We start from the raw sequence: 24,532 nt of genomic DNA on the forward strand, positions 1-24,532 counted from the left end.
CGCTGTTGCCAAAGTGCAAGTGGCGGGGAGAATGGTGGCGTGAACAGGACGAAGAGCGGCGGGCCGGTGGGAGCGAACCTGCTCGCGGTGCGCAGTCACAACACCGCGCTGGTGCTGGATCTGCTGCGCGCGGCGGGGGCGGAGGGCATCAGCCGTCTGGAGCTGGCCGAGCGGACCGGGCTGACCCCGCAGGCCGTCAGCAAGATCACCGCGCGGCTGCGGGAGGAGGGGCTCGCGGCGGAGGCCGGACGCCGGGCGTCCACCGGCGGCAAGCCGCGCACCGTGCTGCGGCTGGTGCCGGAGGCCGGGCATGCGGTGGGGGTGCATCTGGACCGGGACGAGCTGCGGGCCGTGCTGGTGGATCTCGACGGGGCGGTGGTCGGGGAGCGGCGCGGGGACGTGGACCTGGGTGCCGGGGCGGAGGCCGTGCTGGGGGTGGTGGCCGACGCGGTGACCGGGCTGGTCGGGGAGGTTCTGGGCGGCGCCGATGAGGGACTTCCCGCCGTCGGGTCACTGCTCGGTGTGGGGGTCGCCCTTCCCGGGCCGCTCGATCACGCGCGCGGGGTGCTGCACCGAGTCACCGGGTTTCCGGAGTGGGACGGCTTCCCGCTGCGGGACGCGCTGGCCGAGCGGCTGGGGGTGCCGGTCGTGGTGGACAAGGACACCAACGCGGCGGCGCTCGGGCTGTCGGTCGGGGGTGAGGGCGGGTCCTTCGCCTATCTGCATCTCGGTACGGGACTGGGCGCCGGCCTGGTGATCGGCGGCAGTGTGCATCGGGGGGCGCGGACCGGGGCCGGGGAGTTCGGCCATCAGGTGCTTCAGCTGGACGGGCCGCCGTGCGAGTGCGGGAACCGGGGCTGCGTGGAGGCGCTGTGCCTGGGGGCTGTGGCGCGGGGAGAGGTGGGGGAGGCGGCGCGGGTGCTGGGGGTCGGGGCCGGGAACCTGGTGGGGTTGCTGGACATCGACCTGGTGCTGCTCGGGGGGCGGACGATCTCCGCAGCGCCGGAGCCGTTCGTCCGCGGGGTCGCCGAGATGCTCGACGCACAGGCCCGGCGGGAGGGCGTGCCCGGCGGGACGGTCCCCGTGCGGGTCGCTCCGCGAGGGGAACGGGTCGTCGCGGAGGGCGCCGCGCAGTTGCTGTTGGCGCCGGTGTTCGGGCGGGCGGACGGCTGATTCGGGCGGGCGGTCGGCTGATTCGGGCGGGCGGACGCCTGATGCGACCAGGCGGCTGAGAGGTGCACCGTCCGGACCGCTCGACGGTCCCTTCAGGTGATTGCCGGACGAGGCGCGAGCGGAGCGCGCGTCGCACGGGTACGGCGTCTGCGCACCAGATGCCCCGGACTCGTGAGGAGAACAGCGTGTACGCAGCCGTCAGACGGTACGAAGGGGTCACCGATCCGGCCGAGGCCGGCCGCCGGGTGAACGAGGGATTCGTGCCGCTCATCCGTGATATTCCAGGCCTCCTGGCCTACTACTGGGTCGACGCCGGCAACGGGGTCATGATCTCGACCAGCGTCTTCGAGAACGAGGCGGGAGCCGACGAATCGATCAGGAGGGCGGCGGTCTTCGTGCGGGACCACCTCGCGCCGCTGCTCCCCAACCCTCCCCAGGTCATGTCCGGCCAGGTCGTGGCTTCCGTCTAGCCCGTCGGCCGCGTCGGCTGATCGAGCGGACTTCCCCCCGGCCCCGGAGTGGCACCCCAAGCCCCCCGCCCCCACCCGGCATGGTCATGTGTTCATGCGACCGTGCACGTCTCTGCCCCTCTGCCTCGCCGCAGCCACCGCTCTCGTGCCCGTGTCGTCGGCTGCCGCGCACGCGGACGCGACCCCCTCCTGCGCGGCACCCGGCGGCCGTGCCTTCCCGGTGACCACCCGGATCCACGGCGGGCCCGCCTCCTACGAGGCGGGCGGAGGCTTCGGCACCTGGTACATCGACCTCACCAACACCACCAGCGGCACCTGTACCGACGTCCACCCCGTCGTCGTCCTCGTCGACGACAAGCGCACCCTGAAGCCGTCCCAGCCCAAGCTGGACTTCTACGACGGCCCCCGCGCCCGGCCCGTCAGCTTCGAGAGCACCGACGAGCAGGAGCTGGTCGGCGTGCTGGACGGCGAGGGGTTCGACGGGTTCACCGTGGCGCCCGGCGCGACCGTCACGGTCAAGGTCAGGCTCTCGCTCACCTCCGACGCCGTACCCGACCACATCACCGCCAACGCGGCCGTCGTCCAGCGCCGGGGCGAGGACGGCGACTGGGTCGGGGAGTCCAACGACTACCGCTTCGGCGTCGGAGACGAGCCGGAGGATCCCGCGGATCCGCAAGACCCGCAAGACCCGCAAGATACGGCGGACCCGGAGGCGACGGCGACCAGTCCGTCCGGCACTCCCCAGGCCACCCCGAGCAGTACCGAAGATCCCGGCGACCCCGAAGACCCCGGCGATCCCGAAGACCCCGGCGACTTCGGCGACTTCGACGACCCCTCCCTCCCCTTCGCCGCGGAGGCCGAGGAAGCCGGAGAGCGGGCCCGGGAACTCGCCCGCACCGGGCTCGGGCTCGCGCACGGGCTGCTCGCGGCAGGCGTCGCCCTGCTCGCCGTCGGCGGCGGCGCGTTCCTCCTGTCCCGCCGACGCCGCTGAGGCACGGGCCGCCGTACTACGGGCACGCCCCTGTCTGCGACGATCCCTGCGTGGACTACCCGAACGACCAGGCCCCCGGCGCCCCCGTCCGCTCCGGCATCCCCGAGCACGGGCGCATCCCGAAGTACTACGCGGTCAAGGCGCGCATCGCCGGGATGCTGGAGGAACTGGGGGAGGGCGGTCTCATCCCCACCGAACGCGATCTCGCCGAGCGGTACGACGTCGCCCGCGAGACCGTACGGCAGGCCGTTCGGGAGCTGGTACTGGAGGGGCGCCTCCAGCGGCGCGGCCGGGGAACCGTCGTCGCCGGGCCCAAGCTGGCCCAGCCGCTGTCCCTCGCCAGCTACACCGAGGGCGTGCGCCGGCAGGGCCGTACGCCCGGACGTACGCTCGTCACCCTCGACCGCTTCCCGTGCCCGGAGCCCCTCGCCGCCGAGACCGGGCTGACCCGGGGCGAACCCGTCTGGCACCTGGAGCGGGTGCTGCTCGCCGACGACGAGCGGGTCGGCCTGGAGAGCACCTACGTCGCCGTCGACCGGGTCCCCGACCTCGACTCCCGCTTCGACCCCGACTCCTCCTTCTACGCCTATCTGAAGGCCCAGGGCATCGGGTTCGGCGACGCCGACGAGCGCATCGAGACCGTGCTGGCGACCCCCCGCGAGGCCCTGCTCATCGGCACCCCGCCCGCCCTTCCGATGCTGCTGATCCACCGCGTGTCCCGGGACACGGAGGGGCGTCCGCTGGAGCGCGTGCGCACCCTGTACCGGGGCGACCGGTTCTCCTTCACCACGCACCTGAAGGGCTGAAAACCGCCCAAAATCGCCCATCATCCACCCTCCGCATTGTCACGAGAAGATAACGGGTCTAGCCCAAACGTGATGGGTCGTTCACGCTCTCGTTGTCAGCCGGACCCTTCCGGTTCCCTGTGCGCGAGGAGCGTTGCCGCCGTGAGAGTGACAGTCGTCGGAGCAGGCGTGGTGGGCACCATGCACGCCTGGCAAGCAGTGGAGCGCGGCCACCAGGTCGTCCAGATCGAGCGTGAAGCGGAGGCGCGCGGCGCCTCGCTGCGCAACTTCGGGCAGATCTGGGTCAGTGGTCGCGCCGGCGGAGAAGAGCTGGAGACCGCGCTGCGGGCGCGGGAGCTGTGGGAAGGGATCGGCGGGCGCGTGCCCGGGCTCGGCTTCCGGGCCAACGGATCGCTCACCCCGGTGCGCGGCCCCCTCGAACTCGCCGTCGCCGAGGCCGCCGTGGCCCGCCCGGACGCCGCCGAACGCGGCTACAAGCTGCTGACCCCCGGCGAGGCGCGGGCCCTCAACCCCGCCCTGCGCGGCGAGTTCACCGCCGCCCTCCACTGCGAGCGCGACGCCGCCGTCGAGCCGCGCACCGCCCAACTGGCGCTGCGCGCGGAGCTGCTGAAGTCCCCGAACTACACCTTCCTGCCGGGGCGCGAGGTGCGCGAGGTGGTCGGTGCCGGGGCCGTCCGGGACGACCACGGCGACGTGCACCACGCGGACGCCGTCGTGCTGTGCACCGGCGCCTGGCTCGGCGGACTGGTACGGGAGCTGGCCGGGCCCGAGCTGCCCGTGCGCCGCGTCCGCCTCCAGATGATGCAGACCGACCCGCTCGGCGAACCGCTCACCACCTCGGTCGCGGACGCCGACAGCTTCCGTTACTACCCGGCCTACGCCTCCCCGGCGCTGGACGCGCTCAACGCCGGCCAACCGCAGCCGGCGACCGCCGCCGAGCACAGGATGCAGCTGCTCATGGTGCAGCGCGCCGACGGCGGCCTGACCATCGGCGACACCCACGAGTACGAGCACCCCTTCGCCTTCGACACGCTCGAGGACCCCTACGACCACCTCGCCGAGGTCGTCGAGTCCCTCCTCGGCCGGCCGCTGCCGAAGATCCGCCGCCGCTGGGCGGGCGTGTACGCGCAGTGCGCCGACACGAGCCGGGTCGTGCACCGGCAGCAGGTGAGCGACGGCGTGTGGCTGGTCACCGGGCCCGGCGGGCGCGGCATGACCTGCTCGCCCGCGATCGCCGAAACCACCGCGAACGAACTGGGCTGGTGAGAGAGTTGACCACCGACATCCACGACATCCGTCTCGTCGTCCTCGACATGGCCGGCACCACCGTCGCCGACGGCGGCCTGGTCGAGCGCGCCTTCGAGACGGCCGCCGTCGAACTGGGCGTCGAGCCCGGCTCCGCCGACCACGCCGAGAAGCTGGCCTACGTCCGCGCCACCATGGGCGAGTCCAAGATCTCCGTCTTCCGGCACCTGTTCGGGGACGAGGGCCGCGCCCAGCGCGCCAACACCGCCTTCGAGAAGGCGTACGGCGACCTCGTCGACGCAGGTCTGATCGCCCCGGTCCCCGGCGCCCGCGAGGCCGTCGAGGAGCTGGCCGGCAGCGGCCGTACCGTCGTCCTGACCACCGGCTTCGCCCGCGTCACCCAGGACGCCGTCCTGGCCGCGCTCGGCTGGCAGGACCTCGTACCGCTCACCCTGTGCCCGGCCGACGCGGGCGGGCGGGGCCGACCGTACCCGGACATGGTGCTGGAAGCATTCGTGCGGACCCAGGCCGCCGAGGGCGTCCGGCAGGTCGCCGTCGTCGGCGACACGTCCTACGACGTGCTCAGCGGCGTACGCGCCGGAGCAGGCCTCGTCGTGGGCGTCCGCACCGGTGCCCACGGCGACGACGCGTTCCGCGCGGCCGGCGCCACGCACGTCCTCGACTCCGTCGCCGGCCTGCCCGCCCTGTTGTCGGGAGCGCGCTGAGATGGGCATCCGCTTCGACTCCGTCACCGTCGCCTACGACGGAAACGTCGTCCTCGACGCCCTCGACCTGACCGTCGAGCCCGGCGAGGTCATGGCGCTGCTCGGGCCGTCCGGCTCCGGCAAGACCACCGCGCTGCGGGCGGTCGCCGGATTCGTGCGGCCCGTGTCCGGGCGGGTGCTTCTCGGCGGCAGGGACGTGACGGACCTGCCGCCGTACCGGCGGGGCATCGGCATGGTGGTGCAGCAGTACGCCCTGTTCCCGCACATGCGCGTCGACGAGAACGTGGCGTTCGGACTCAAGGCCCGCAGGACGGCCGGGAGCGAGATACGACAACGGGTCGCCGAGGCACTGGAGATGACCGGCATGGCGGCCTACGCCCGCCGTCACCCGCGCGAGTTGTCCGGCGGGCAGCAGCAGCGCGTCGCCATCGCCCGCGCGCTCGCCGTCCGGCCGGACGTGCTGCTCCTGGACGAGCCGCTGTCCGCGCTGGACGCCCGGCTGCGGTCCGGGATGCTGGCCGAACTCGCCCGGCTGCACCGGGAGTTGCCGGACGTGTCGATGCTGTACGTCACCCATGACCAGGTCGAGGCACTGACCTTGGCCGACCGGATCGCCGTGATGGACGCGGCGCGGCTTCAGCAGTGCGGGACGCCTCGCGAGCTGTATCAGGCGCCGAAGAGTGAGTTCACGGCTTCCTTCGTGGGCGGCGCGAATCTGTTGCCGGTGACTGTGGGCTCCGGGGGAGTCGACTTCGCGGGCACGGAGCTGACGGTCGACACGGGCGGCGTGGTCGCGCAGGCGCGGGCCACGTTGTGCGTACGGCCGCATCTGGTCGGGCTCGGGGAGGGACCCAACCGGATCGTCGGCACTGTCACCGAGATCCAGTGGCGCGGGGCCACACACCGGCTGTACGTGGAGGTCGGTGGGCACACGGTCATGGCGGACCTGCGTGAGCTGAAGGCACCACCAGCACACGGGGACGCCGTGAGCCTGCACTTCGCTTCCGAGGACGCGGTGCTGCTGCCCGCCGGAGTCACCCATGAATAGGCGCCTGTTGTGGACCTTTCCACCGGTGGCCCTCCTCGCCCTCTTCTTCCTCTACCCCCTCGCCCTGGTCGTCCGGCAGTCCTTCCGGCCGGACGACGGAGGGGCCTGCCTCCAGCCGTACGTCGACGTATTCGCCTCGGAGGCGTTCCGGCACGCACTGTGGACCACTGTATGGCTCGCGCTGGCTTCCACGGCCGGGTGTCTGGTCCTCGGCTTCCTGCTCGCTCTGGTCATCGCGTTCGTGCCGTTTCCGGGGGCGAAGGCGGTGGCGCGGTTCGTCGACGTGTACCTGTCCTTCCCGTCCTTCCTCATCACGCTGGCGCTGCTGTTCATCTACGGCACCACCGGCATCATCGGTTCCTTCCAGTTCCTGACCACGCCGTGGGGCGTGCTGCTGGCGGAGGTCACCTACTTCACGCCGTTCGTGATGCGGCCGCTGCTCGGCGCCTTCTCGCAGCTCGACACCGCGCAGCTGGAGGCGGCCAGTTCGCTAGGCGCCCGCGCGCCCCGCATCGTGCGGCGGGTGATCCTGCCGGAGGCGCTGCCCGCGCTCGCGACCGGCGGGAGCCTCGTCCTGGTGCTGTGCCTCAACGAGTTCGGGATCGTGCTGTTCACCGGCGCGAAAGGGGTCACGACCCTCCCGGTGCTCGTCTACAGCAAGGCGATCCTGGAGTCCGACTATCCGGGCGCGTGCGTGGTCGCCGTCGTCAACGTCCTGATCTCCGTGGGGCTGTACGGCCTCTACCGGGTGGTGAGCCGTCGTGCTGGTGCATAGCCGCAAGGGCAGGTGGGCCGTGTGGGCGGTGTTCCTCGTCCTCTTCGTGCCGCTGTTCGCCCTGCCCCTCCTCGTCGTCCTCGGCGCCTCCTTCGCCACCCACTGGTCCGGCGTCCTGCCCTCGGGCCCGACGACGGCCAACTACCACTCCGCCACCCGCGGCGAGGCCCTCCAGGCGCTGACCACCAGCCTGGTCACCGCCGTCACCGCGAGCCTGCTCGCCCTGGCCACCGGCACCTGGGCCGCGCTGGCCGGTGCGGCCCTGAAGAAACGCCACCGCCGGGTCCTCGACGCGCTGTTCGTGCTGCCGGTCGCGGTGCCCTCGGTGGTGGTCGGACTGTCGGTCCTGGTGGCCTTCTCCCAGCCGCCGCTGCTGCTCAACGGCACCCGGTGGATCGTGATCATCGCCCACACCGTGCTGGTCACGGCGTTCGCCCACCAGTCCGTGTCGGCGGCGATCGCCCGCCTCGACCCGGCCTACGAACAGGCCGCCGCCTCCCTCGGCGCCCGGCCCGCGTACGTCCTGTGGCGGGTGCGGCTGCCGCTCCTGCTGCCCTCGCTCACCGCCGCCGCCGGCCTCTGCTTCGCCCTGTCCATGGGTGAACTGAGCGCCACGATGATGCTCTACCCGCCCGACTGGACCCCGCTTCCCGTCCTGATCTACGCGGCCACCGACCGCGGCGCCCTGCTCGCCGGGTCCGCCGTCGCGGTGGTGCTGATGGCCGCGACCCTGCTCGTCCTGTTCGCCGTCTCCCGGGTCCGCACCCGGGCGTCGTACCGCTGAGCCATCACCCGCCCAACCCGCCATCGTCTGCAAGGAGTTCGCCTCGCCATGCCCAGAAACAGCGTCACGCTCGCCATAGCCCTCACCCTCCTCGCCACCCCGCTGCTGTCCGCCTGCGGCGGCTCCTCCGCCGCCTCCGACGAGAAGGTCGTCACCGTCTACAGCGCCGACGGCCTCAGGGGCGAGAACGGCGACGGCTGGTACGACAAGGTCTTCGCCGACTTCCAGAAGCAGACCGGCATCAAGGTCAAGTACGTCGAGGGCGGCTCCGGCGAGATGGTGCAGCGCGCCGTCCGTGAGAAGAGCAACCCGCAGGCCGACGTGCTGGTCACCCTCCCGCCGTTCATCCAACAGGCCGACAGCAAGGGCCTGCTGGAGAAGTACGAGCCGAAGGACTCCGCGCTGGTCAGCGGCGCCGACAAGGCCGTCGACGGCACCTGGATCTCCGTCGTCAACAACTACTTCGGCTTCGTCTACAACAAGAAGGAGCTGAAGCAGGCTCCGAAGACCTGGGACGAGCTGCTCGACGCCAAGTACAAGAACAAGATCCAGTACTCCACCCCCGGCGTCGCCGGTGACGGCACCGCCGTTCTGATCAAGGCGATGCACGACTTCGGCGGCAAGGACGCGGCCCTCGCCTACCTGAAGAAGCTCCAGGCCAACAACGTCGGCCCGTCCGCCTCCACCGGCAAGCTCGCCCCCAAGGTCGACAAGGGCGAACTCCTCGCCGCCAACGGGGACGTGCAGATGAACTACGCCCAGACCAAGGACATGCCGGGCCTCGGCATCTGGTTCCCGGCCGGGAAGGACGGCAGGCCCACCACCTTCGCCCTGCCCTACGCGGCCGGCCTGGTCACCAGGGCCCCGCACGGCGAGAACGGCAGGAAGCTGCTCGACTTCATGCTCGCGCAGAAGCAGCAGCAGGAGGTCAGCGAGATCGGCGGCGGCTTCAGCGCCCGCCAGGACGTCAAGGCCACCGACGCCAACGCCACCGCGCTGACCGAGCTGATGAACGGCGTGGACATCTTCCAGCCGGACTGGAACGACATCGACAAGAACCTCACGACCTACGTCGAGGACTGGAAGTCCGCCACCGGCAGCTGAACCCTCCGGGGGTTCAGCCGTCCAAGAGGTTCCGTTCCGCCGTACGTATGCGCCTGCGCCGTCGTCGACAGCACACCACCGCGTACCGGGTGATCGACGGCGTACGGATCGGCCAGTGATCAGTCGGTGATGAGTCAGTCCTGACCAGGGTCAGGATCAGGCCTTCCTGACTAGGCTGGGGGCGTCGGTACGCCGTGGTTCCGGCGCCCCCGCTTCTTGACCGTACGCACGCAGGAGACGCAAGCACATGGCAGACCGCAAGCCCATCGAGTCGTGGCTCACCGACATGGACGGCGTCCTGATCCACGAGGGTGTCCCGATCCCCGGCGCCGACGCCTTCCTGAAGAAGCTGCGCGACTCCGGGCGGCCTTTCCTGGTGCTGACCAACAACTCCATCTACACCGCCCGGGACCTGCACGCCCGGCTGCGGCGGATGGGCCTGGACGTGCCGGTGGAGAACATCTGGACCTCCGCCCTGGCCACCGCCCAGTTCCTGGACGACCAGCGGCCCGGCGGCAGCGCCTACGTCATCGGCGAGGCGGGCCTGACCACCGCACTGCACGACGTCGGCTACATCCTCACCGACCACGACCCCGACTTCGTGATTCTCGGCGAGACCCGCACCTACTCCTTCGAGGCCCTGACCAAGGCCGTGCGCCTGATCAACGGCGGCGCCCGGTTCATCGCCACCAACCCCGACAACGTCGGCCCCTCCACCGAGGGCGACCTGCCGGCCACCGGCTCGGTCGCAGCCCTGATCACCGCCGCGACCGGCAAGCAGCCGTACTTCGTCGGCAAGCCCAACCCGCTGATGATGCGGGCCGGGCTCAACGCGATCGGCGCCCACTCCGAGACCTCCGCGATGATCGGTGACCGCATGGACACCGACGTCCTCGCGGGCCTGGAGGCCGGGATGCGCACCTTCCTGGTGCTGACCGGCGTCACCCAGCCCGAGGACATCGACCGCCACCCCTTCCGCGCCTCCCGGGTCGTCGACTCCATCGCGGACCTCGTCGACCTCGTCTGAGGGACGTTCAAACCCGGCCCGCATTCCGTACCACCCGTATGGAGCAGTCGTGCGCCTCCCTGGGATGCGGAGGCGCGCCGTACGGGGGAGCCTCCCACTATCTGGAGGTTCACGATGGGTTCAGCACGCCTCACTCTTTGTACAGGACTCCTGGCGGTCACCGCCCTGATCCCGGCGGCGTACGCGGCCGACGGCGGCCCCGGAGTCACGGTGACCCCGGCCTCCCCGGCCCCGGGCGGTGATGTGTCCCTGCTCGTGCGGGGCTGCACCGGAGCGCAGGGCACCGCCGCTTCCGACGCCTTCGTCTCCGACGCACGGCTGACCGGCGGCCAGGGCGCGCTGGCCGGGGAGACCCGCATCCGCACCTCGCTCGATCCGGGCGGCTACGACGTGCGGATCAGCTGTTCCGGCACGGTCATCACCGGTCGGATCACCGTCGTGGAGGCGTCCTCGGGCCAGGGCGAGAAGCCGTCCGGCATCGCCGCCTCGCCCATCGCCCCGGTCCACGCGGGTGGCGGCGGCACCGCACACTTCGCCACGGTGGCCACCAGCGGGTCCGCCCCCGGCACCGGCCAGGCGGTGACCGGCCTGGCCCTCGCCGGGGTCGCCGCGGCCGCCGTCGGGCTGCTCAGGGCCCGCCGGAGCCGCGGCACGGACTGAGGGCGTGGCGCGGCCATGTCCGACGAACCCGGGCGCACCACCGGCGCCGCGCGCCTGGTCACCGTTCTGGCCTGGGCGCTCCTGCTGCTCGGGCTGTGGTTGTGGGGCCGGGGCGTGACCGACGTACCCGAGAGCCCGTCCGGCCCGGGTGACGTGGCCGGCCTCGGCACCGACGGGGTCCGGCTGCCGCCCGCGGCCGAGCCGCTCGGCGCCGCGACCCCGCAGCGCATCGACATCCCCGAACTGGGCGTGCAGGCCCCGGTGACGGCCCGCGGCCTGGACAGCCGGGGTGCCGTCGACCCGCCGCCGTTCGACCGGCCGGGAGTGGTCGGCTGGTACGGCTCCGGGACCGCGCCCGGCGCGGCGGGGGCCGCGCTGATGGTGGGTCACGTCGACACCGAGACCCGGCCCGCCGTCTTCTACAAGCTCAGCACCCTGAAGCCGGGCGAGACGGTCCGGGTTTTCCGCTCGGACGGCAAGGTCGCCCACTTCACCGTCGACGGCATCCGCGTCCTGGCCCGCGACGACTTCGACGCCCGGCAGGCCTACGGCCCCCACCAGCCGGGCCGTGCCGAGCTCCGCCTGATCACCTGCGGCGGCACCTTCGACCGCACCAGCCGCAGCTACACGGCCAACGTGGTGGTCTCCGCGTACCTCACGGGCACCGGTCCGTGACCCCCCTGACACCCCCCGCGCGACCTCGTGACCGGCCCGGCCGGTATGCCACGATTGGTACTCGGTCGACCGGGCCGGAACGATGCGCTCAGGGGGGAATCGCATGTACGACACCAGGGGGGCCCGCTCTTCGGCGCGGGCACGGGCGTCCGCGGCGGTGCTGGGGGCGGCACTGCTGCTCGCCGGGTGCTCCTCCCCGGACGGGGACAAGGCGGCCGGCGCCGGGATCACTCAACAGCCCAAGTCCGCCGACCCGTTCTGGGTGAACCCGGACGGCACCGCGGCCCGCCAACTCGCCGCCTACGAGAAGGCAGGCAAGAAGACCGAGGCCGCGCAGATCCGCAAGATCGCCGAGCAGCCGGTGGGGGAGTGGATCGGCCCGGAGAATCCGGAGCGGGAGGCCCGCGGCTTCACCGAGGCCGCCGAGAAGTCCGACCGCAGGGCCCTGCTCGTCCTGTACGACATCCCGCACCGCGACTGCGGCCAGTACTCCCGGGGCGGCGCGGCCGACGGCAACGCCTACCGCGCCTGGGTCGACGGTGTCGCCCGGGGCATCGGGGACCGCCCCGCCACCGTCATCCTCGAACCCGACGCCGTGCTCCACCTCGTCGACGGCTGCACCCCGGACGAGTTCCACGAGGAGCGCTACGACCTCCTCAAGGGCGCCGTCGCCAAGCTCAAGTCCCTGAAGAACACCAAGGTCTACCTGGACGCCGGCAACGCCGGCTGGGGCCACCCCGACCAGATCTTCCAGCCCCTCCAGCAGGCCGGCATCGACCAGGCCGACGGCTTCGCCGTCAACGTCTCCAACTTCTACTCCACCGAGGACTCCATCGCCTACGGCAAGCAGCTCTCCGCCAAGGTGGGCGGCAAGCACTTCGTCGTCGACACCAGCCGCAACGGCAACGGCCCCTACACGGCGGGCGATCCGGCCCAGAAGTGGTGCAACCCGCCCGGCCGGGCCCTGGGCAAGACCCCGACGACGAAGACGTCCGACCCTCTCGTGGACGCCTACCTGTGGGTCAAGCGTCCAGGAGAGTCGGACGGCACCTGCAAGGGCGGCCCGAAGGCGGGCCAGTGGTGGGCGAGTTACGCACTCGCCCTGGCCAGGAACAGCAAGTAGCTACGGCACCTTGACCCACTGCGCCTTGGACGGCGTCCCCTGGTCGTCGTCCACGAACATCATGTACCAGCCCGACTGCACCAGATTCCGGTTCTTCGGCACGGTGACCGTGATCTTGTCGCCGTTCGTCCTGAAACCGAGAGCGATCGACCGCTGATCCACGTCCGTCACGTGGGTCGAGGCGCTCGGCCGGATCAGCCGCACCTTCCTGATGCTCGAGGCGTGCTTCGAGGTGAACGTCCCCGAAGCACCCCGGGCGATCGTCCGCGGCCCTCCGCTCAACGACGGCCGTGAGTCCCGGTACAGATAGGGCGGCGTGTAGATCTCGATGCGCTGTTCGAACTTCCCCGGCTTGGTGTTCGCCTTGTCCGCGTACAGCGAGTCGGAACCGAAGAACATCACCCGCCCGTCCGGCAGCAGGATCGACCCGGAGTGGTAGTTGCGCCCGACCAGCGGATCGGCGACCTGGGTGAAGCTGTTGCTGTCCGGGTGGTACAGCCGAGCCTGATGGATGTTGGAGTCGCCGCGCCCCCGGTAGTCCTCCGAACCCTCCGACACGAGCACGGTGTCGTCGGGCAGGATCGAGGACTGCGGATACCTGGTGCCCTTCTCCAGCTCGGGCCCGTCGACGAAGTGCGGGTTCTTCGCCTTCAGGTCGATGAGCCGCGTCTTCTTGCTGGACAGCTTGGACTCACCGACCCCGCCCCCACCGATCACCATGAACTTCTCGTCCTGGGCCGGAGGCAGCAGCACCGTCCCGGACGTCTCCATCATGTTGGGGTCGCTGAGCCCGGGCAACTTGGTGAACTTGTTGGTGTCGACGTCCCAGACCCCGGGCACACGGCCCACGTTGTCCGGGCCGTACCCCGCGTTGGAACCCGAGTAGAAGATCTTCCCGTTCTGCATCAGGAACAGCGCCGGGTACGTCGGGAACTGCCGGATCTTCTGCGTGTACGTCCACTTCTTGGTCTTGGGGTCGAAGACCTCGTTCTTCCCCGGGACCAGCTGACCGATGTCGTCGAGACCGGAGACGCTGAGGATCTTCCCGTCCGACAGGGTCGTGAGCGTCGGGTACCAGCGGGCCTCGTTCATCGGGTCGACCTTGATGTACCGCTCGGCGACCGGATCGAACTCGTAGGCGTCGCGGATGCCCTGGAAGTCCTTCTTGTCGAGGGCGAGCTTCTGCGCGATGCCGTACGTGTTGCGCGCGTCGGCGCCGGTCAGGCCCTGGATCCGGTAGTTGTCCTGGGTGCCGGTCTCGTACTTGGTGCCGCTGCGCTGCGCCTCGACGTAGATACGGCCGAGCCCGGGGTCGTTGCGCAGGAACGCGCCGGTCCGCGGGTCGAAGACCTTCTTCGCGCGCGGTACGAGCACCGGGTCCTTGGAGACGAAGGTCTTGCCGTTCTCCTTGCCGGTGAACTTGGTGCCCGCGGGCAGCGTCATCGGCTTGTCGGGGTTCTCGTTGTGCACGACCATCAGGCCCCCGGCCTTGGTGACGTCACCCTTGAGCTTCTCGTAACGCTTCGTCCCGCCCGCGATCAGCAGGTTGCCGTTGGCCAGCTGGGTGTGGCCGGTGCAGAACAGGTCGGCGGGCGTCGGCACCTTCTTGATGGTGCCCTTGACCGGGTCCCAGATGCGGGTGTCGAACTTCTTCTTGTCGAAGTTGTCCTGGTTGTTGCCCGAGCCGGCGACCAGCAGCACCTTGCCGGTGTGCAGGAGTGCCGCGTGGATGGTGTCCTGGCGGTACTCCTCGGGGAACTCGACGATGTCCCAGTGGCCGTTCGCGGCCTTGTACTCGGGCTTGTTGATCTTGTACTGGTGGTACTGCTCGGTTCCGAAGCGGTACAGCCACGGCCCGTTCATCCCGGCCAGCGCGAGTACCACCGCCGTGCCTATCGCGAGTCGACGGGCACGACGGCGGCCGGCCTGGTCCTTCATTCCTTACTTCCCCCATGTCCGCCAAGCGCGATCTGCATGCTCTGGTCGTTGTCCCCTGCGGGGTCCCCGCCCGGTCCCCGGGGGGCGGCGGCCCAACTGGGCCGCTGCTGCGGGGTGTGCGAGGTGTGGGCGCGCTGCGCGTGGGCCGCGTACTGCGCGGGCACCGCGTCCTGCGGCTCCGCCACCGCCGGCCCGGGTGCGGCCACCCCGGCAGCCGCACCCGCACCCGAGGCCGCCTCCGCCGCCTGCCGGGGCTTCTTCTTCTCCTGACGCAGCGCGTGCCGCCAGACGAAGATCGGCGAGGCGGTGATCAGCATGGCGAAGACCGCCCACGTGATCATCGCCGGGTGGGAGTGCCCGAACACGAAGCCCGCGGCGAGCGAACCACCGAAGACCAGGATGAAGAACCAGTGGATCCGGAAGGTCCCGAACAGCGTGTCCGGGCTGGCCGAATCGCCCTTCGGGGTCACCACGAACTTGCTCTTGCGGCGCAGCACCGCGTCCATCAGCGAACGGGCGTAGATCGGCGCGGACAGCGCCGACATCACCATGCCCGCGACACCGCCGGAGCCCTCCGGCTCGTGCGGGGAGACGTTGTGGCGGCGGTTCCAGATGTACAGGCCGATCTGGAGCGCGGAGGCGTTGCCGTACAGCATCAGCCACACGGTCGGGTCGATGTTCACACCCGAGGCGCCCAGGCCCAGGAACAGCGCGCAACTCAGCGCCGCCAGGATCCAGTTGAGGGCGGACATCGGGTAGAAGATGATCATCATCGTGTAGTTGAAGAGCTTGCCGGGCGGCAGCGAGTAGAAGCCCTTCCAGTACTGCTTGAGGATCGTCTCGTACGTCCCCCGGGACCAGCGCATCTGCTGGGTGAAGAAGTCCGTCCAGGCGTTCGGGCCCTCACCGACGGCGAGGACGTCCGGGGTGTAGACCGACCTCCACTTCCGGCCCGTGGCCGGGTTCTTGGCGCGGTGCATCTCGAACCCGGTGGCCATGTCCTCGGTGATCGAGTCGTACAGGCCGCCGATCTGCTTGATCGCGCTGATCCGCACGGCGTTCGAGGTGCCCACGAACATCGGGGCGCCGTAGCGGTTGCCGGCGCGCTGGATCAGGGCGTGGAAGAGGAACTGCTGCGACTCGGCGGCCTTGGTGACGAACGTGTCGTAGTTGCCGTAGACCTGCGGGCCGATGACGAAGCCGACGTCCGGGTCGCGGAAGTAACCGAGCATCCGTTCCAGGTAGTTGGGCAGCGGCACGTGGTCGGTGTCGACGGAGGCGAAGAAGTCGTACTCGTCGCCGTGTGCCTCCAGCCAGGCGTTGTAGTTGCCGTGCTTGGTCTTGGCGCGGTGCGGGCCCTTGGGCTGGTTCCACCGGGCGACGCCCTTGCGGGAGAAGTGGTGGACGCCGAGCCGGGCGCAGACCTCCTTGACGGCCGGGTCGTCCCCCTCGTCCAGCAGCCACACGTGCATCAGGCCCCGGTGGCGCAGCTTGACCGCGGCCTCCAGGGTCCTGGTCACCATTTCCAGCGGCTCCTTGCCGGGCACGAAGGAGGTGAGGAAGGCGACCCGGGTGCCGGTCTCCGGCACGACCGGGACCGGGTCCCGGGCGACGAGCGTGGCGTGCGCGTTGGACAGCACGTTCATGCAACGGAAGAACTCGATCAGACCGATCGAGACGAGCATGACGATGTCGAGCGCCGGCAGGAAGTCGTAGGCCGGGTAGTCCCGTTCGGTCCAGTGCTCGGGCTGCAGCAGCCAGAACAGCAGGACCAGGGAGAGCACCGGGGCGGCGCCCAGCATGAGCGCGGCTCGTATGCGGTGCGGCTCCTGGGAGAGCAGCGAACGGTACTGCACCTTGTAGGGCTTGCCCGGGTCGGGCTGGGTGAGGGGACCTGCCAGCCGGCTGTAGTGCTCGTAGTCGTATCTCGGCAGGCTCTTCTTTATACGGCGGAACTGGCCGGTCCGGTGTCCTATCGCACGGAGCTGGGTGGTCTGTGACGGATCGTTGTCCTGATCGTGGCTCTGCCGGGCGCCCGTCGGCGTCGACGTCATGAGTCATTCCCCCCACACGCAGTTCACCGCGTGTTCGTCGGTCCTTCGCCCGGTCGGGGCCCCCTCGGCCGTCACGGGCGGTTCAGTGGTGAGTCACCGTCACCACGTCTTGCTCACCCTATAGACACGGGACTGCGACCTTCCGGTTGCATGATGCCCCCCTCGGCACCGGTTCATGAGCGAGGCCCCCTCCTCGCCGGCACGCAACCGCTTTCCCCCCAACAGCCGCGAATCCGCGGCTTCATGAACAACCAGGGTTCTACGGTGCTCAGCATGATCGCAAGACGCGAAACGCGGTGTTTACCGGTCAAACCCGTTGATTGTGGCGCGGGTGGGGCTCGGGAGGCTCGGGTGCGCCGGTGGGGGAGAGGCGGGCGCGGATGTTGCCGAAGTGATCTCTTATGGCCCCCTCCGCCCGTATGGAATCGCCGGACCGGACCGCGTCGAGGATCTCCCGGTGCTGACGGCAGGTGACCCGCGGGTCCTGCGGTACGTCCACCAGATCCCGCTGGACCCGGTGGAACGCGTCCCAGAACGCCTCCAGCACCTCGCTCAGCAGCACGTTGTCCAGCCCCCGGTAGAGGGTGGCGTGAAACGCGCGGTCGGTCTCGGCGAGGCCGCAGCCCTCGGCGGCCTCCTGTTCCATACGGTTCACGAGGGCCTCCAGTTCAACGAGGTCCGTCTCCGGCAGCCGCCCGGCCAGCCGTGAGACCAGCCCCGTCTCGACCGCCTCGCGCAGCTCCAGCAGCTGGAGCAGGGAGTCCTCGCCCCGGTAGTGCCCGGCGACGGTACGGAAGGCGAGCCCCTCGATCATCGGGGCGAGCGACATCGGGCCCACATAGGTCCCGAAGCCGTGCCGGATCTCCACGATCCCCATCGCCTGCAGCGCCTTCAGCGCCTCCCGCACCGAGTTCCGGCTCGCCCCGAGGAACTCCATCAGCTCGGGCTCGGTCGGCAGCGGGGCACCCGAGGGCAGCCGCCGGTCGATGATGAGCTTCTTGATCCGCTCCTGGAGGTCACGCGCTGCCATGGCCAGAGGGTATCCGGCCAAACAGCAAGAAGGTCCCCCGTTCGCACGGGGGACCTTCTTCGTCTGTGCGCCGCCAGGGACTCGAACCCCGGACCCGCTGATTAAGAGTCAGCTGCTCTAACCAACTGAGCTAGCGGCGCCTGCTGACGAGAGAACTCTACCTGACCTGGAGGGGTGCTCCCGACCACCCCCGGGTGTCCCGGAGAGCGGTCATATCGGTCTGTACATCATTCGGACCGTCAACATGCGCGCTCCGACGACAGTTGTGAAACTGATCAACGTGCACATCCTCGGACAAATCAACCCCGAATGTGAGGCAGATCGCATGACCGCTCCGGCGTTCGAGGAAATCGACCCCGCGAGCGACTGCGGCTGCCCCGGCTGCGCCCGCCATCGGGTGAGCCCCCGCCCGCCCGGCCGCTTCGGCGGCCACCCGGCCGCCCGAGGGGTGGTGGTCGTGGCCGCCGCCGCGTCCGCCACCCTCGGTGCCACCCCGCCGGCCGTCGCTCTCGCCACTCCCCACGCCCAGCCCCGCCCCGGCGCCCCCGCGGCGGACGACGGGCCCGAGACCCCGCAGGGCCCCCGGGCCCCGCTGCACGGCCCGGCCGGCAAACCGGTCGAGCCCCCGCTCGTCCCGACCCCCGCCACCACCCGGACCAAGATCATCAACCGGGCCAAGACCTGGGTCGACGCCGAGGTGCCGTACAGCATGGACGACTACTGGTCCGACGGTTACCGGCAGGACTGCTCGGGTTATGTCTCCATGGCCTGGGGCCTGGGCTCCAACGAGTGGACCGGCAGCCTCGACCAGTTCGGGGTGAAGATCACCAAGGAGGAGCTGCAGCCCGGCGACATGCTCCTCTTCCACAACCCGGACAACCCCGAGAAGGGCTCCCACGTCGTGCTCTTCGGCGGCTGGACGGACCACACGCACACCAACTACCTGGTCTACGAGCAGACACCCCCGCACGCCCGCAGCCAGCCCACCCCGTACCCCTACTGGACGCACGCCGACAAGTACGTCCCCTACCGCTACAAGGGCTTGACCGCCGGCACCGCGGGCGTCCAGCAGGCCGCCGACAGCAAGAAGCCGGCGCCCTTCCCGGGTGCCGGGTTCTTCGGCGGCGGCGCGCACAACAAGTACGTCACCCAGTTCGGCCGGCTGCTCGTGGCCCGCGGCGCCGGCTCCTTCTACCCCGAGGGCCCGGGCCCGGCCTGGGGCGAGGCGGACCGGCGGGCGACCCGGGCGTTCCAGCTGGCCCAGGGCTGGACGGGCGAGGACGCCGACGGGCTGCCCGGTCCCAGTACCTGGGAGCTGCTCGTCACCGGGCAGGGCAAGAACGTCGCCTCCGGAGCCGCCGGGTCCGCCCGGCCCGCCTCGCACGGGGTGGCCGGCTATCCCGGCCGGAACCTCTTCCGTCCGGGCGCGGAGAACGAGTACGTCACCCGGCTGCGGAAGCAACTGGTGAAGAAAGGGTTCGGCAGCTTCTACGTCGACGGGCCCGGTCCGAGCTGGGGCGAGGCGGACCGGCGGGCCGTGGAGGCGTTCCAGCGCAGCCAGGGCTGGCGGGGCGGCGCGGCGGACGGCTACCCGGGCCCGGAGACCTGGCGCCGCCTGTTCGCGTAGGCGGCGCCGCGGGGCTCTCAGCAGTCCCCCTGATCTCACTCTCACTTCTCACTGTCATGACGCATCTGGCGCGGAGGCTGGAGGCACGCATGAGTACGACCACGTCACACACGTCCGAGTCCGGAGAGCAGCCGGAGGGCACGGTGGGCACCGGGGGCAGGACCACCCGTCCGGCCCGGTTGATCCAGAACGAGGTGACCACCGAGATCCCCGTCCACCTGCTCTTCCGTGACGAGCCCGAGCCGGTGCCGGTGCCGCTCAAGCCCGCCGTCGTGGGCCGCCGGCAGGCCACCGGTGAGCAGCCCCGGCTGAGGGGCCCGGCCCCGGCCCGCAGCCGGACGGTGCCGCAGGTCGACCCGGAGCTGGTGGAGCGTCCGGCGCGGGTGCTGCCCGGTCTGGCCGGGGTGCTGGCCGGGGCGGGCGGCATCGCGGGGTGCCTGGCCACCTCGTGGTGGGCGGGCGTGCTGCCGCCGCTCACGGCGGGGGCGCTGCGCCTGCCGGCCGGCACGGGCACGGGTCTCGGGCCCGCGCAGTGGGCGGCGTACGCCGGGGCCGGTGCGCTCGGCGTGCTCGGCTTCGGCGGGCTCGCCCGCGGCCGGACCGGACAGGCCCGGCTGCTCGGGCTGTTCGGCCGGTACCGGGGGACGGTACGGCGCACCGGCCTGCTCTGGGTGAACCCGCTGCTGGTGCGCCGCCGGGTGAACGTACGGCTGCGGCACTGGCGCAGCGAGGCGATGCCGGCGGCGGACGCCAACGGGATGGCGCTGCGGGTGGTCGTCCTGGTGGTGTGGCGGGTGCGGGACACCGCGCGGGCCGTGCTCGGCATCGACGACCACGAGACCTATCTGCAGGAGTGCGTGGAGGCGGCGCTCGCCCGGGTGCCGGTGGACCTGCCGGGCTCGGCGCGGGGCGGGGTGGCCGTGGCGGGGGAGGCGCTGACCCGGCTGGTGGCGGCGGATGCGGGGCCGATCGGCCTGGAGGTGTTCTCGGTGCAGCCGCTCCGGGTGGAGTACGCGCCCGAGGTCGCCGCCGCGATGCACCGGCGCACCATCGCCGCGCTGGACGCCCGGCAGCGGGCCACCATGCTCAACTCGGTCGTGGACTCGGTGGAGGACACGGTGACCCGGCTGACCATGCGCGGTCTGGTCGAACTGGACGACTACGAGCGCAAGGTGCTCGTCCGGGACCTGACGGTGGCGTTCTGCTCGGGCCGCAGGGAGCCGATGTGACGGTCGGGCAGCGGCTCGGGAGCGCCGACGCGATTGGTATGGACATGTTCAAGTGGCGGCAATAATCTGGGGCTTGGTCTAGACCTACTGTACGGCTCAGCTCAGCTCAGCTCAGTGAACCTCCCCCACGTTCTCCAGGAGCGGCAGCATGCGTACGAAGACCAGATTTTCTGCGCTATCCGCAGTCGTGCTGGGTGTGGTGACCGCCGGAGCCTTCGCGCTCTCCACCGGCGGCGCCAGCGGGCACGGCTACACCGACCTCCCCATCAGCAGGCAGAAGCTCTGCCAGAACGGCACCGTGACGGACTGCGGCGACATCCAGTGGGAGCCGCAGAGCGTCGAGGGCCCCAAGGGCTTCCCGGCCGCCGGACCCGCCGACGGCCAGATCTGCAACGGCGGCGTGAGCCGCTTCGCCCAGCTCAGCTCGCCGAGGGCGCCGTCCGGCGCGGCCTGGCCCACCACGAAGGTGACCGGCGGTCAGTCGTACACCTTCCGGTGGCAGTTCACCGCCATGCACGCCACGACGGACTTCAAGTACTACGTCACCAAGCAGGGCTGGAACCAGAACCACGCCCTGGCCCGGTCGGACCTCAACACCACCCCGTTCCTGACGGTGCCGTACAACGGCCAGCGCCCGCCGGCCACCCTCAGCCACAGCGGCACGCTGCCCACCGGGCTGAGCGGTCACCACGTCATCCTCGCGGTGTGGACGATCGCCGACACGGGCAACGCGTTCTACGCCTGTTCGGACGTCACGTTCTGAGCATTACTTGAGTCCGTCCGGCGGATTCCGCGGGTACCGTCCTGGCACGCCTACCGACGGGTAGGACGGTACCCGAGACCGGGGGATCCCATGGACGTGCTGTTCTACCTCGTGCCCTGCCTGATCATGGCCGTGGCCCTCTTCATGGCCTACCGCGTGGTGCGCCGCTGGCTGCAGATTCGCGGCGCCTGGAACAGCGGGCTCACCGCACAGGGCCGGTGCCTGCGGATGTTCACGACGACCCGCGGCGGCGCCAACGACACCTCGGTGAGCACGACGATCCACCACGTCTACGAGTTCACGACCCCCGACGGCCGCGAGATCCGCTTCGAGGAGGAGAACGGCCCGGCGACCCGCCTGGAGGGTGACCTCGTCACCGTCTACTACAAGGACGGCCCCACGGTGGCCGCCACGGCCCACGAGCCCGGGCAGGTCAGGCAGGCGGCGGCCACCCTCGGCATCCTCGCCTTCCTCGGCGTCGTGGTCGTGTTCTGCGTCGGCTTCATGGTCACGTACACCGACGTCTTCGTGAACGACGACATGGGCGGGTTCTGACCCTCCACATCTGATGGCACGTCAGTTACCGTGCCTCGCCATGAAGTCCACGATGCGCACGGTGGCCGAGCTGGTCGCGGCACGGTGGGGGGATCACCGGCCGGGGCTGTGGTGCGAGGAGCGGATGCTGACCCATCACGACGTTGCCGCGGGGGCGGCCGCCCGGGCCGCGCTGCTCGCCGATCTGCTGCCACCGAGTGCCGTCCCGCACGTCGGCGTGCTGCTCGACAACACCGAGGAGTTCCCGCTGTGGCTCGGGGCGGCGGCGCTCGCCGGGGCCGCCGTCGCCGGGATCAACCCCACCCGCCGGGGTACCGAGCTGGCCCGGGACATCCGGCACACCGACTGCCCGGTGCTCGTCACCGAGCGGGCGCAGCTGCCGTTGCTGGCGGGGCTGGAGCTGCCGGGCGTGCGCGTCCTCGTCACCGACGACGACGCCTACGACGCCCTCCTCGCCCCGTACGCCGGCGCCGTACCCGACCCCGCCCGGGCCGCCCCCTCCGACCGGATGCTGCTCTACTTCACCTCCGGCTCCACCGGCGCACCCAAGGCCGCGATCTGTTCCCAGGGGCGGCTGGCCGCGGCGGGGCATGCGCTGGCCGGACAGTTCGGGGTCCGTGCGGACGACGTGCACTACGTCTGCATGCCGATGTTCCACGGCAACGCGGTGATCGCGGACTGGGCGCCCGCGCTGGCCGCCGGGGCCGGGGTGGCGCTGCGGCGGCGGTTCTCGGCGTCCGGGTTCCTGGCGGACGTACGGCGCTACCGGGCGACGTACTTCACCTATGTCGGTCGGGCGATCCAGTACATCCTCGCCACCGAGGCGCGGCCCGACGACCGGGACAACCCGCTGCGGACGGGCTTCGGGACGGAGGCCGGGGCGGTGGACGCGGCGGCGTTCGAGCGGCGGTTCGGGGTGCGACTGGTGGAGGGATACGGTTCGTCGGAGGGCGGGGCGGCCATCCAGTGGGCGCCTGGGACCCCGGCGGGGGCGGTGGGGCCGGCGGGGCCCGGTCTTGCGGTGCTCGATCCGGATACGGGGCTGCAGTGTCCGGTGGCCGAATTCGATGCCGCCGGGCAGCTCCTCAACGGTGACGAGGCCATCGGGGAGCTGGTGAATCAGGGGCCCAGTCCCTTCGAGGGGTACTGGCGCAATCCGGCCGCCGAAGCCGAGCGGCGGCGGGGTGGGGCCTACTGGACCGGGGATCTCTTCTACCGGGATGCCGGGGGATACCTGTACTTCGCCGGTCGCACGGACGACCGCATCCGGGTCGACGGGGAGAATCTGGCCGCCGCGATGATCGAGAACATCGTCGCCCGGTACGAGGAAGCGGTGGCGGTGGCCGTGTACGGGGTGCCGGATCCGGTCACCGGGGACCAGGTGATGGCGACCGTCGCCGGCCGGTTCGACCCCTGGTCCTTCGCGGCGTTCCTGCGGGACCAGCCCGACCTCGGGACGAAGATGGCGCCCCGGTTCGTGCGGGTGGTGGAGCGGATGCCCGTGACGGCCACCAACAAGATCGAGCGGGCGAGGCTGCGGCGCGAGGGGTTCCGGTGTGCCGACCCGGTGTGGTGGCGGCCGCCCGGGGAGGACGCGTACCGGAGACTGACCGCGGAAGACGTCGAGGGGCCCCTCGCTTCCGCGAAGGGCCCGTCAGTGGGGGGTGTGGGTGGCGGAGCCCCCACGACGCGCGGCGTAGCCGCGCAATAACAGAGACGGCGAGCCAGGTCCGCGCTATCTGCGGACGTGGCTCGCCATCTTCATTGTGCGCCGCCAGGGACTCGAACCCCGGACCCGCTGATTAAGAGTCAGCTGCTCTAACCAACTGAGCTAGCGGCGCATGACTCTCGCCCTCCGCGGACTTTTCCTCCTGCGGCCGGCGACGAAGAAAATACTACCTGGTCCTCAGGTGTGCTCGTGACCACCTAGATCGCGAGCGAGAGCAGTACCGGAGCCGCGTTCCGGTTGAGGGTGTCCGCGGCCTGGCGGAGCCGGTGTGCGTGCTCCACCGGGAGGGACAGGGCCAGGCAGCCGACCGAGGAGCCCGCGGTGATCGGGACGGCCGCGCAGACCGTGCCGATCGCGTACTCCTGGAGGTCCAGGATCGGCACCGTCGGCGGCTGGGACTCCAGGCGGGACAGCAGCAGCTTGTCGCTGGTGATGGTGCGCGAGGTGAGGCGGGCCATCTTGTGCCGGGAGAGGTGGTCGCGGCGGGCGTTGTGGTCCAGCTGGGTCAGCAGGCTCTTGCCGGCGGCGGTGGCGTGCGCCGAGTAGCGGAAGTCGACCCACTCGTTGACCGCCGGGGTGGCCGGCCCGGCGGCGTACTGGGTGACCCTGACCTCGCCGTCCACGTACCGGCTCATGTAGACGGCCGCGCCGACGGAGTCCCGCAGCCGGTCCAGGGTGTGCTGGAGTTTCTCGCGCAGGGCCCGCTCGTGGTCGTGCGTCGAGGTGAGGCGGCGCAGGGTCTCACCGGTGACGTACGCGCCGTCGGCGATCTGCTCGACGTAGCCCTCGCGGCGCAGCATGCGCAGCAGCGCGGTCAGTCGCTCGGGGAGCAGGCCGGTGTGGCGGGCCAGCTCGGTGTCGGTGACGCCGGCGGGGTGACGGGCCACGGACTCCAGCACGCGCAGCGCGTCCTGGGCGGAGTGGTACGGGGCGGTCGGCTCGTGCATCAGCGCCACGGTGTTTTCCCCCTGCGCTCGCCTGTCTGTGGCCGCTAAGTCCGG

General features: G+C 71.0%; 23 protein-coding genes and 2 tRNA genes. 19 read left to right on the forward strand and 6 right to left on the reverse strand.

All coding sequences use genetic code 11. The annotated features are described in order from the left end of the window. The first annotated feature begins 39 nt into the window (after positions 1-39). From ACWC5O_RS07030 to ACWC5O_RS07095, 14 genes are all read left to right on the forward strand, one after another. Positions 40-1,173 carry an ROK family transcriptional regulator gene (locus tag ACWC5O_RS07030; protein ID WP_450580442.1) on the forward strand — a complete coding sequence of 378 codons (1,134 nt, stop codon included), beginning with the start codon at positions 40-42 and terminating at the stop codon, positions 1,171-1,173. A 185-nt stretch (positions 1,174-1,358) separates the two neighbouring features. After that, positions 1,359-1,643, forward strand: a complete 285-nt coding sequence (locus ACWC5O_RS07035) for a hypothetical protein (RefSeq protein ID WP_450580443.1) — start codon at positions 1,359-1,361, stop codon at positions 1,641-1,643. A gap of 94 nt (positions 1,644-1,737) precedes the next feature. Further along, on the forward strand, positions 1,738-2,634 hold the full coding sequence (locus tag ACWC5O_RS07040; RefSeq protein WP_450580444.1) for a hypothetical protein: 897 nt from the start codon (positions 1,738-1,740) through the stop codon (positions 2,632-2,634). Between the two features lie 50 nt (positions 2,635-2,684). Continuing rightward, the gene (locus ACWC5O_RS07045) at positions 2,685-3,440 is read left to right on the forward strand and encodes a GntR family transcriptional regulator (RefSeq protein WP_450580445.1); all 756 of its coding nucleotides are present in this window, start codon (positions 2,685-2,687) and stop codon (positions 3,438-3,440) included. Positions 3,441-3,581: 141 nt separating this feature from the next. Beyond that, positions 3,582-4,706 carry a TIGR03364 family FAD-dependent oxidoreductase gene (locus ACWC5O_RS07050; RefSeq protein WP_450580446.1) on the forward strand — a complete coding sequence of 375 codons (1,125 nt, stop codon included), beginning with the start codon at positions 3,582-3,584 and terminating at the stop codon, positions 4,704-4,706. 5 nt (positions 4,707-4,711) lie between these two features. Then, the gene (locus ACWC5O_RS07055) at positions 4,712-5,410 is read left to right on the forward strand and encodes an HAD family hydrolase (RefSeq protein WP_450580738.1); all 699 of its coding nucleotides are present in this window, start codon (positions 4,712-4,714) and stop codon (positions 5,408-5,410) included. A 1-nt stretch (position 5,411) separates the two neighbouring features. Further along, complete coding sequence (locus tag ACWC5O_RS07060; protein WP_450580447.1) at positions 5,412-6,458, forward strand: ABC transporter ATP-binding protein; 1,047 nt, start codon at positions 5,412-5,414, stop codon at positions 6,456-6,458. Further along, entirely contained in the window at positions 6,451-7,233 is a 783-nt protein-coding gene (locus ACWC5O_RS07065; protein ID WP_450580448.1) for a 2-aminoethylphosphonate ABC transporter permease subunit, read from the forward strand. The genes ACWC5O_RS07060 and ACWC5O_RS07065 overlap by 8 nt, the downstream gene beginning before the upstream one ends. Continuing rightward, positions 7,220-8,017: an ABC transporter permease gene (locus tag ACWC5O_RS07070; protein WP_450580449.1), complete on the forward strand. Its 798-nt coding sequence runs from the start codon at positions 7,220-7,222 to the stop codon at positions 8,015-8,017. The genes ACWC5O_RS07065 and ACWC5O_RS07070 overlap by 14 nt, the downstream gene beginning before the upstream one ends. Before the next feature lie 48 nt (positions 8,018-8,065). Beyond that, entirely contained in the window at positions 8,066-9,121 is a 1,056-nt protein-coding gene (locus tag ACWC5O_RS07075; RefSeq protein ID WP_450580450.1) for a 2-aminoethylphosphonate ABC transporter substrate-binding protein, read from the forward strand. Positions 9,122-9,368: 247 nt separating this feature from the next. Next, positions 9,369-10,148 (forward strand): HAD-IIA family hydrolase, encoded by a 780-nt coding sequence (locus tag ACWC5O_RS07080; RefSeq protein WP_450580451.1) that lies wholly within the window; start codon positions 9,369-9,371, stop codon positions 10,146-10,148. Positions 10,149-10,262: 114 nt separating this feature from the next. After that, positions 10,263-10,808: a hypothetical protein gene (locus tag ACWC5O_RS07085; protein WP_450580452.1), complete on the forward strand. Its 546-nt coding sequence runs from the start codon at positions 10,263-10,265 to the stop codon at positions 10,806-10,808. A gap of 15 nt (positions 10,809-10,823) precedes the next feature. Beyond that, positions 10,824-11,483, forward strand: a complete 660-nt coding sequence (locus ACWC5O_RS07090) for a class F sortase (RefSeq protein WP_450580453.1) — start codon at positions 10,824-10,826, stop codon at positions 11,481-11,483. A gap of 103 nt (positions 11,484-11,586) precedes the next feature. Beyond that, positions 11,587-12,606, forward strand: a complete 1,020-nt coding sequence (locus ACWC5O_RS07095; protein ID WP_450580454.1) for a glycoside hydrolase family 6 protein — start codon at positions 11,587-11,589, stop codon at positions 12,604-12,606. Here ACWC5O_RS07095 and ACWC5O_RS07100 read toward each other — a convergent pair whose 3' ends face one another. The 4 genes from ACWC5O_RS07100 to ACWC5O_RS07115 form a co-directional block, all read right to left on the reverse strand. Further along, on the reverse strand, positions 12,607-14,544 hold the full coding sequence (locus ACWC5O_RS07100; RefSeq protein WP_450580455.1) for a galactose oxidase-like domain-containing protein: 1,938 nt from the start codon (positions 14,542-14,544) through the stop codon (positions 12,607-12,609). It lies immediately after the preceding gene. Further along, positions 14,541-16,598 carry a glycosyltransferase family 2 protein gene (locus ACWC5O_RS07105; protein ID WP_450580456.1) on the reverse strand — a complete coding sequence of 686 codons (2,058 nt, stop codon included), beginning with the start codon at positions 16,596-16,598 and terminating at the stop codon, positions 14,541-14,543. Before ACWC5O_RS07105 ends, ACWC5O_RS07100 begins: the two co-directional genes overlap by 4 nt. A gap of 307 nt (positions 16,599-16,905) precedes the next feature. Continuing rightward, positions 16,906-17,628 (reverse strand): FadR/GntR family transcriptional regulator, encoded by a 723-nt coding sequence (locus tag ACWC5O_RS07110; RefSeq protein ID WP_450580457.1) that lies wholly within the window; start codon positions 17,626-17,628, stop codon positions 16,906-16,908. Positions 17,629-17,694: 66 nt separating this feature from the next. Further along, positions 17,695-17,768: transfer RNA gene (locus ACWC5O_RS07115), tRNA-Lys, on the reverse strand. Positions 17,769-17,953: 185 nt separating this feature from the next. Here ACWC5O_RS07115 and ACWC5O_RS07120 point away from each other — a divergent pair. From ACWC5O_RS07120 to ACWC5O_RS07140, 5 genes are all read left to right on the forward strand, one after another. Beyond that, entirely contained in the window at positions 17,954-19,255 is a 1,302-nt protein-coding gene (locus ACWC5O_RS07120) for a peptidoglycan-binding protein (RefSeq protein ID WP_450580458.1), read from the forward strand. Positions 19,256-19,344: 89 nt separating this feature from the next. Further along, the gene (locus ACWC5O_RS07125; protein ID WP_450580459.1) at positions 19,345-20,484 is read left to right on the forward strand and encodes an SPFH domain-containing protein; all 1,140 of its coding nucleotides are present in this window, start codon (positions 19,345-19,347) and stop codon (positions 20,482-20,484) included. Between the two features lie 148 nt (positions 20,485-20,632). Then, positions 20,633-21,247, forward strand: coding sequence for a lytic polysaccharide monooxygenase auxiliary activity family 9 protein (locus tag ACWC5O_RS07130; RefSeq protein WP_450580460.1), 615 nt, complete (start codon positions 20,633-20,635; stop codon positions 21,245-21,247). 90 nt (positions 21,248-21,337) lie between these two features. Further along, positions 21,338-21,802: a hypothetical protein gene (locus ACWC5O_RS07135; protein WP_450580461.1), complete on the forward strand. Its 465-nt coding sequence runs from the start codon at positions 21,338-21,340 to the stop codon at positions 21,800-21,802. A gap of 40 nt (positions 21,803-21,842) precedes the next feature. Next, positions 21,843-23,513, forward strand: a complete 1,671-nt coding sequence (locus ACWC5O_RS07140; RefSeq protein WP_450580462.1) for an AMP-binding protein — start codon at positions 21,843-21,845, stop codon at positions 23,511-23,513. 56 nt (positions 23,514-23,569) lie between these two features. Here the strand turns inward: ACWC5O_RS07140 and ACWC5O_RS07145 are convergent. Continuing rightward, positions 23,570-23,643: transfer RNA gene (locus ACWC5O_RS07145), tRNA-Lys, on the reverse strand. Positions 23,644-23,728: 85 nt separating this feature from the next. Then, on the reverse strand, positions 23,729-24,487 hold the full coding sequence (locus ACWC5O_RS07150; RefSeq protein WP_450580463.1) for an IclR family transcriptional regulator: 759 nt from the start codon (positions 24,485-24,487) through the stop codon (positions 23,729-23,731). Positions 24,488-24,532: the final 45 nt, after the last annotated feature.

It is taken from the genome of Streptomyces sp. NPDC001450 (assembly GCF_053597295.1).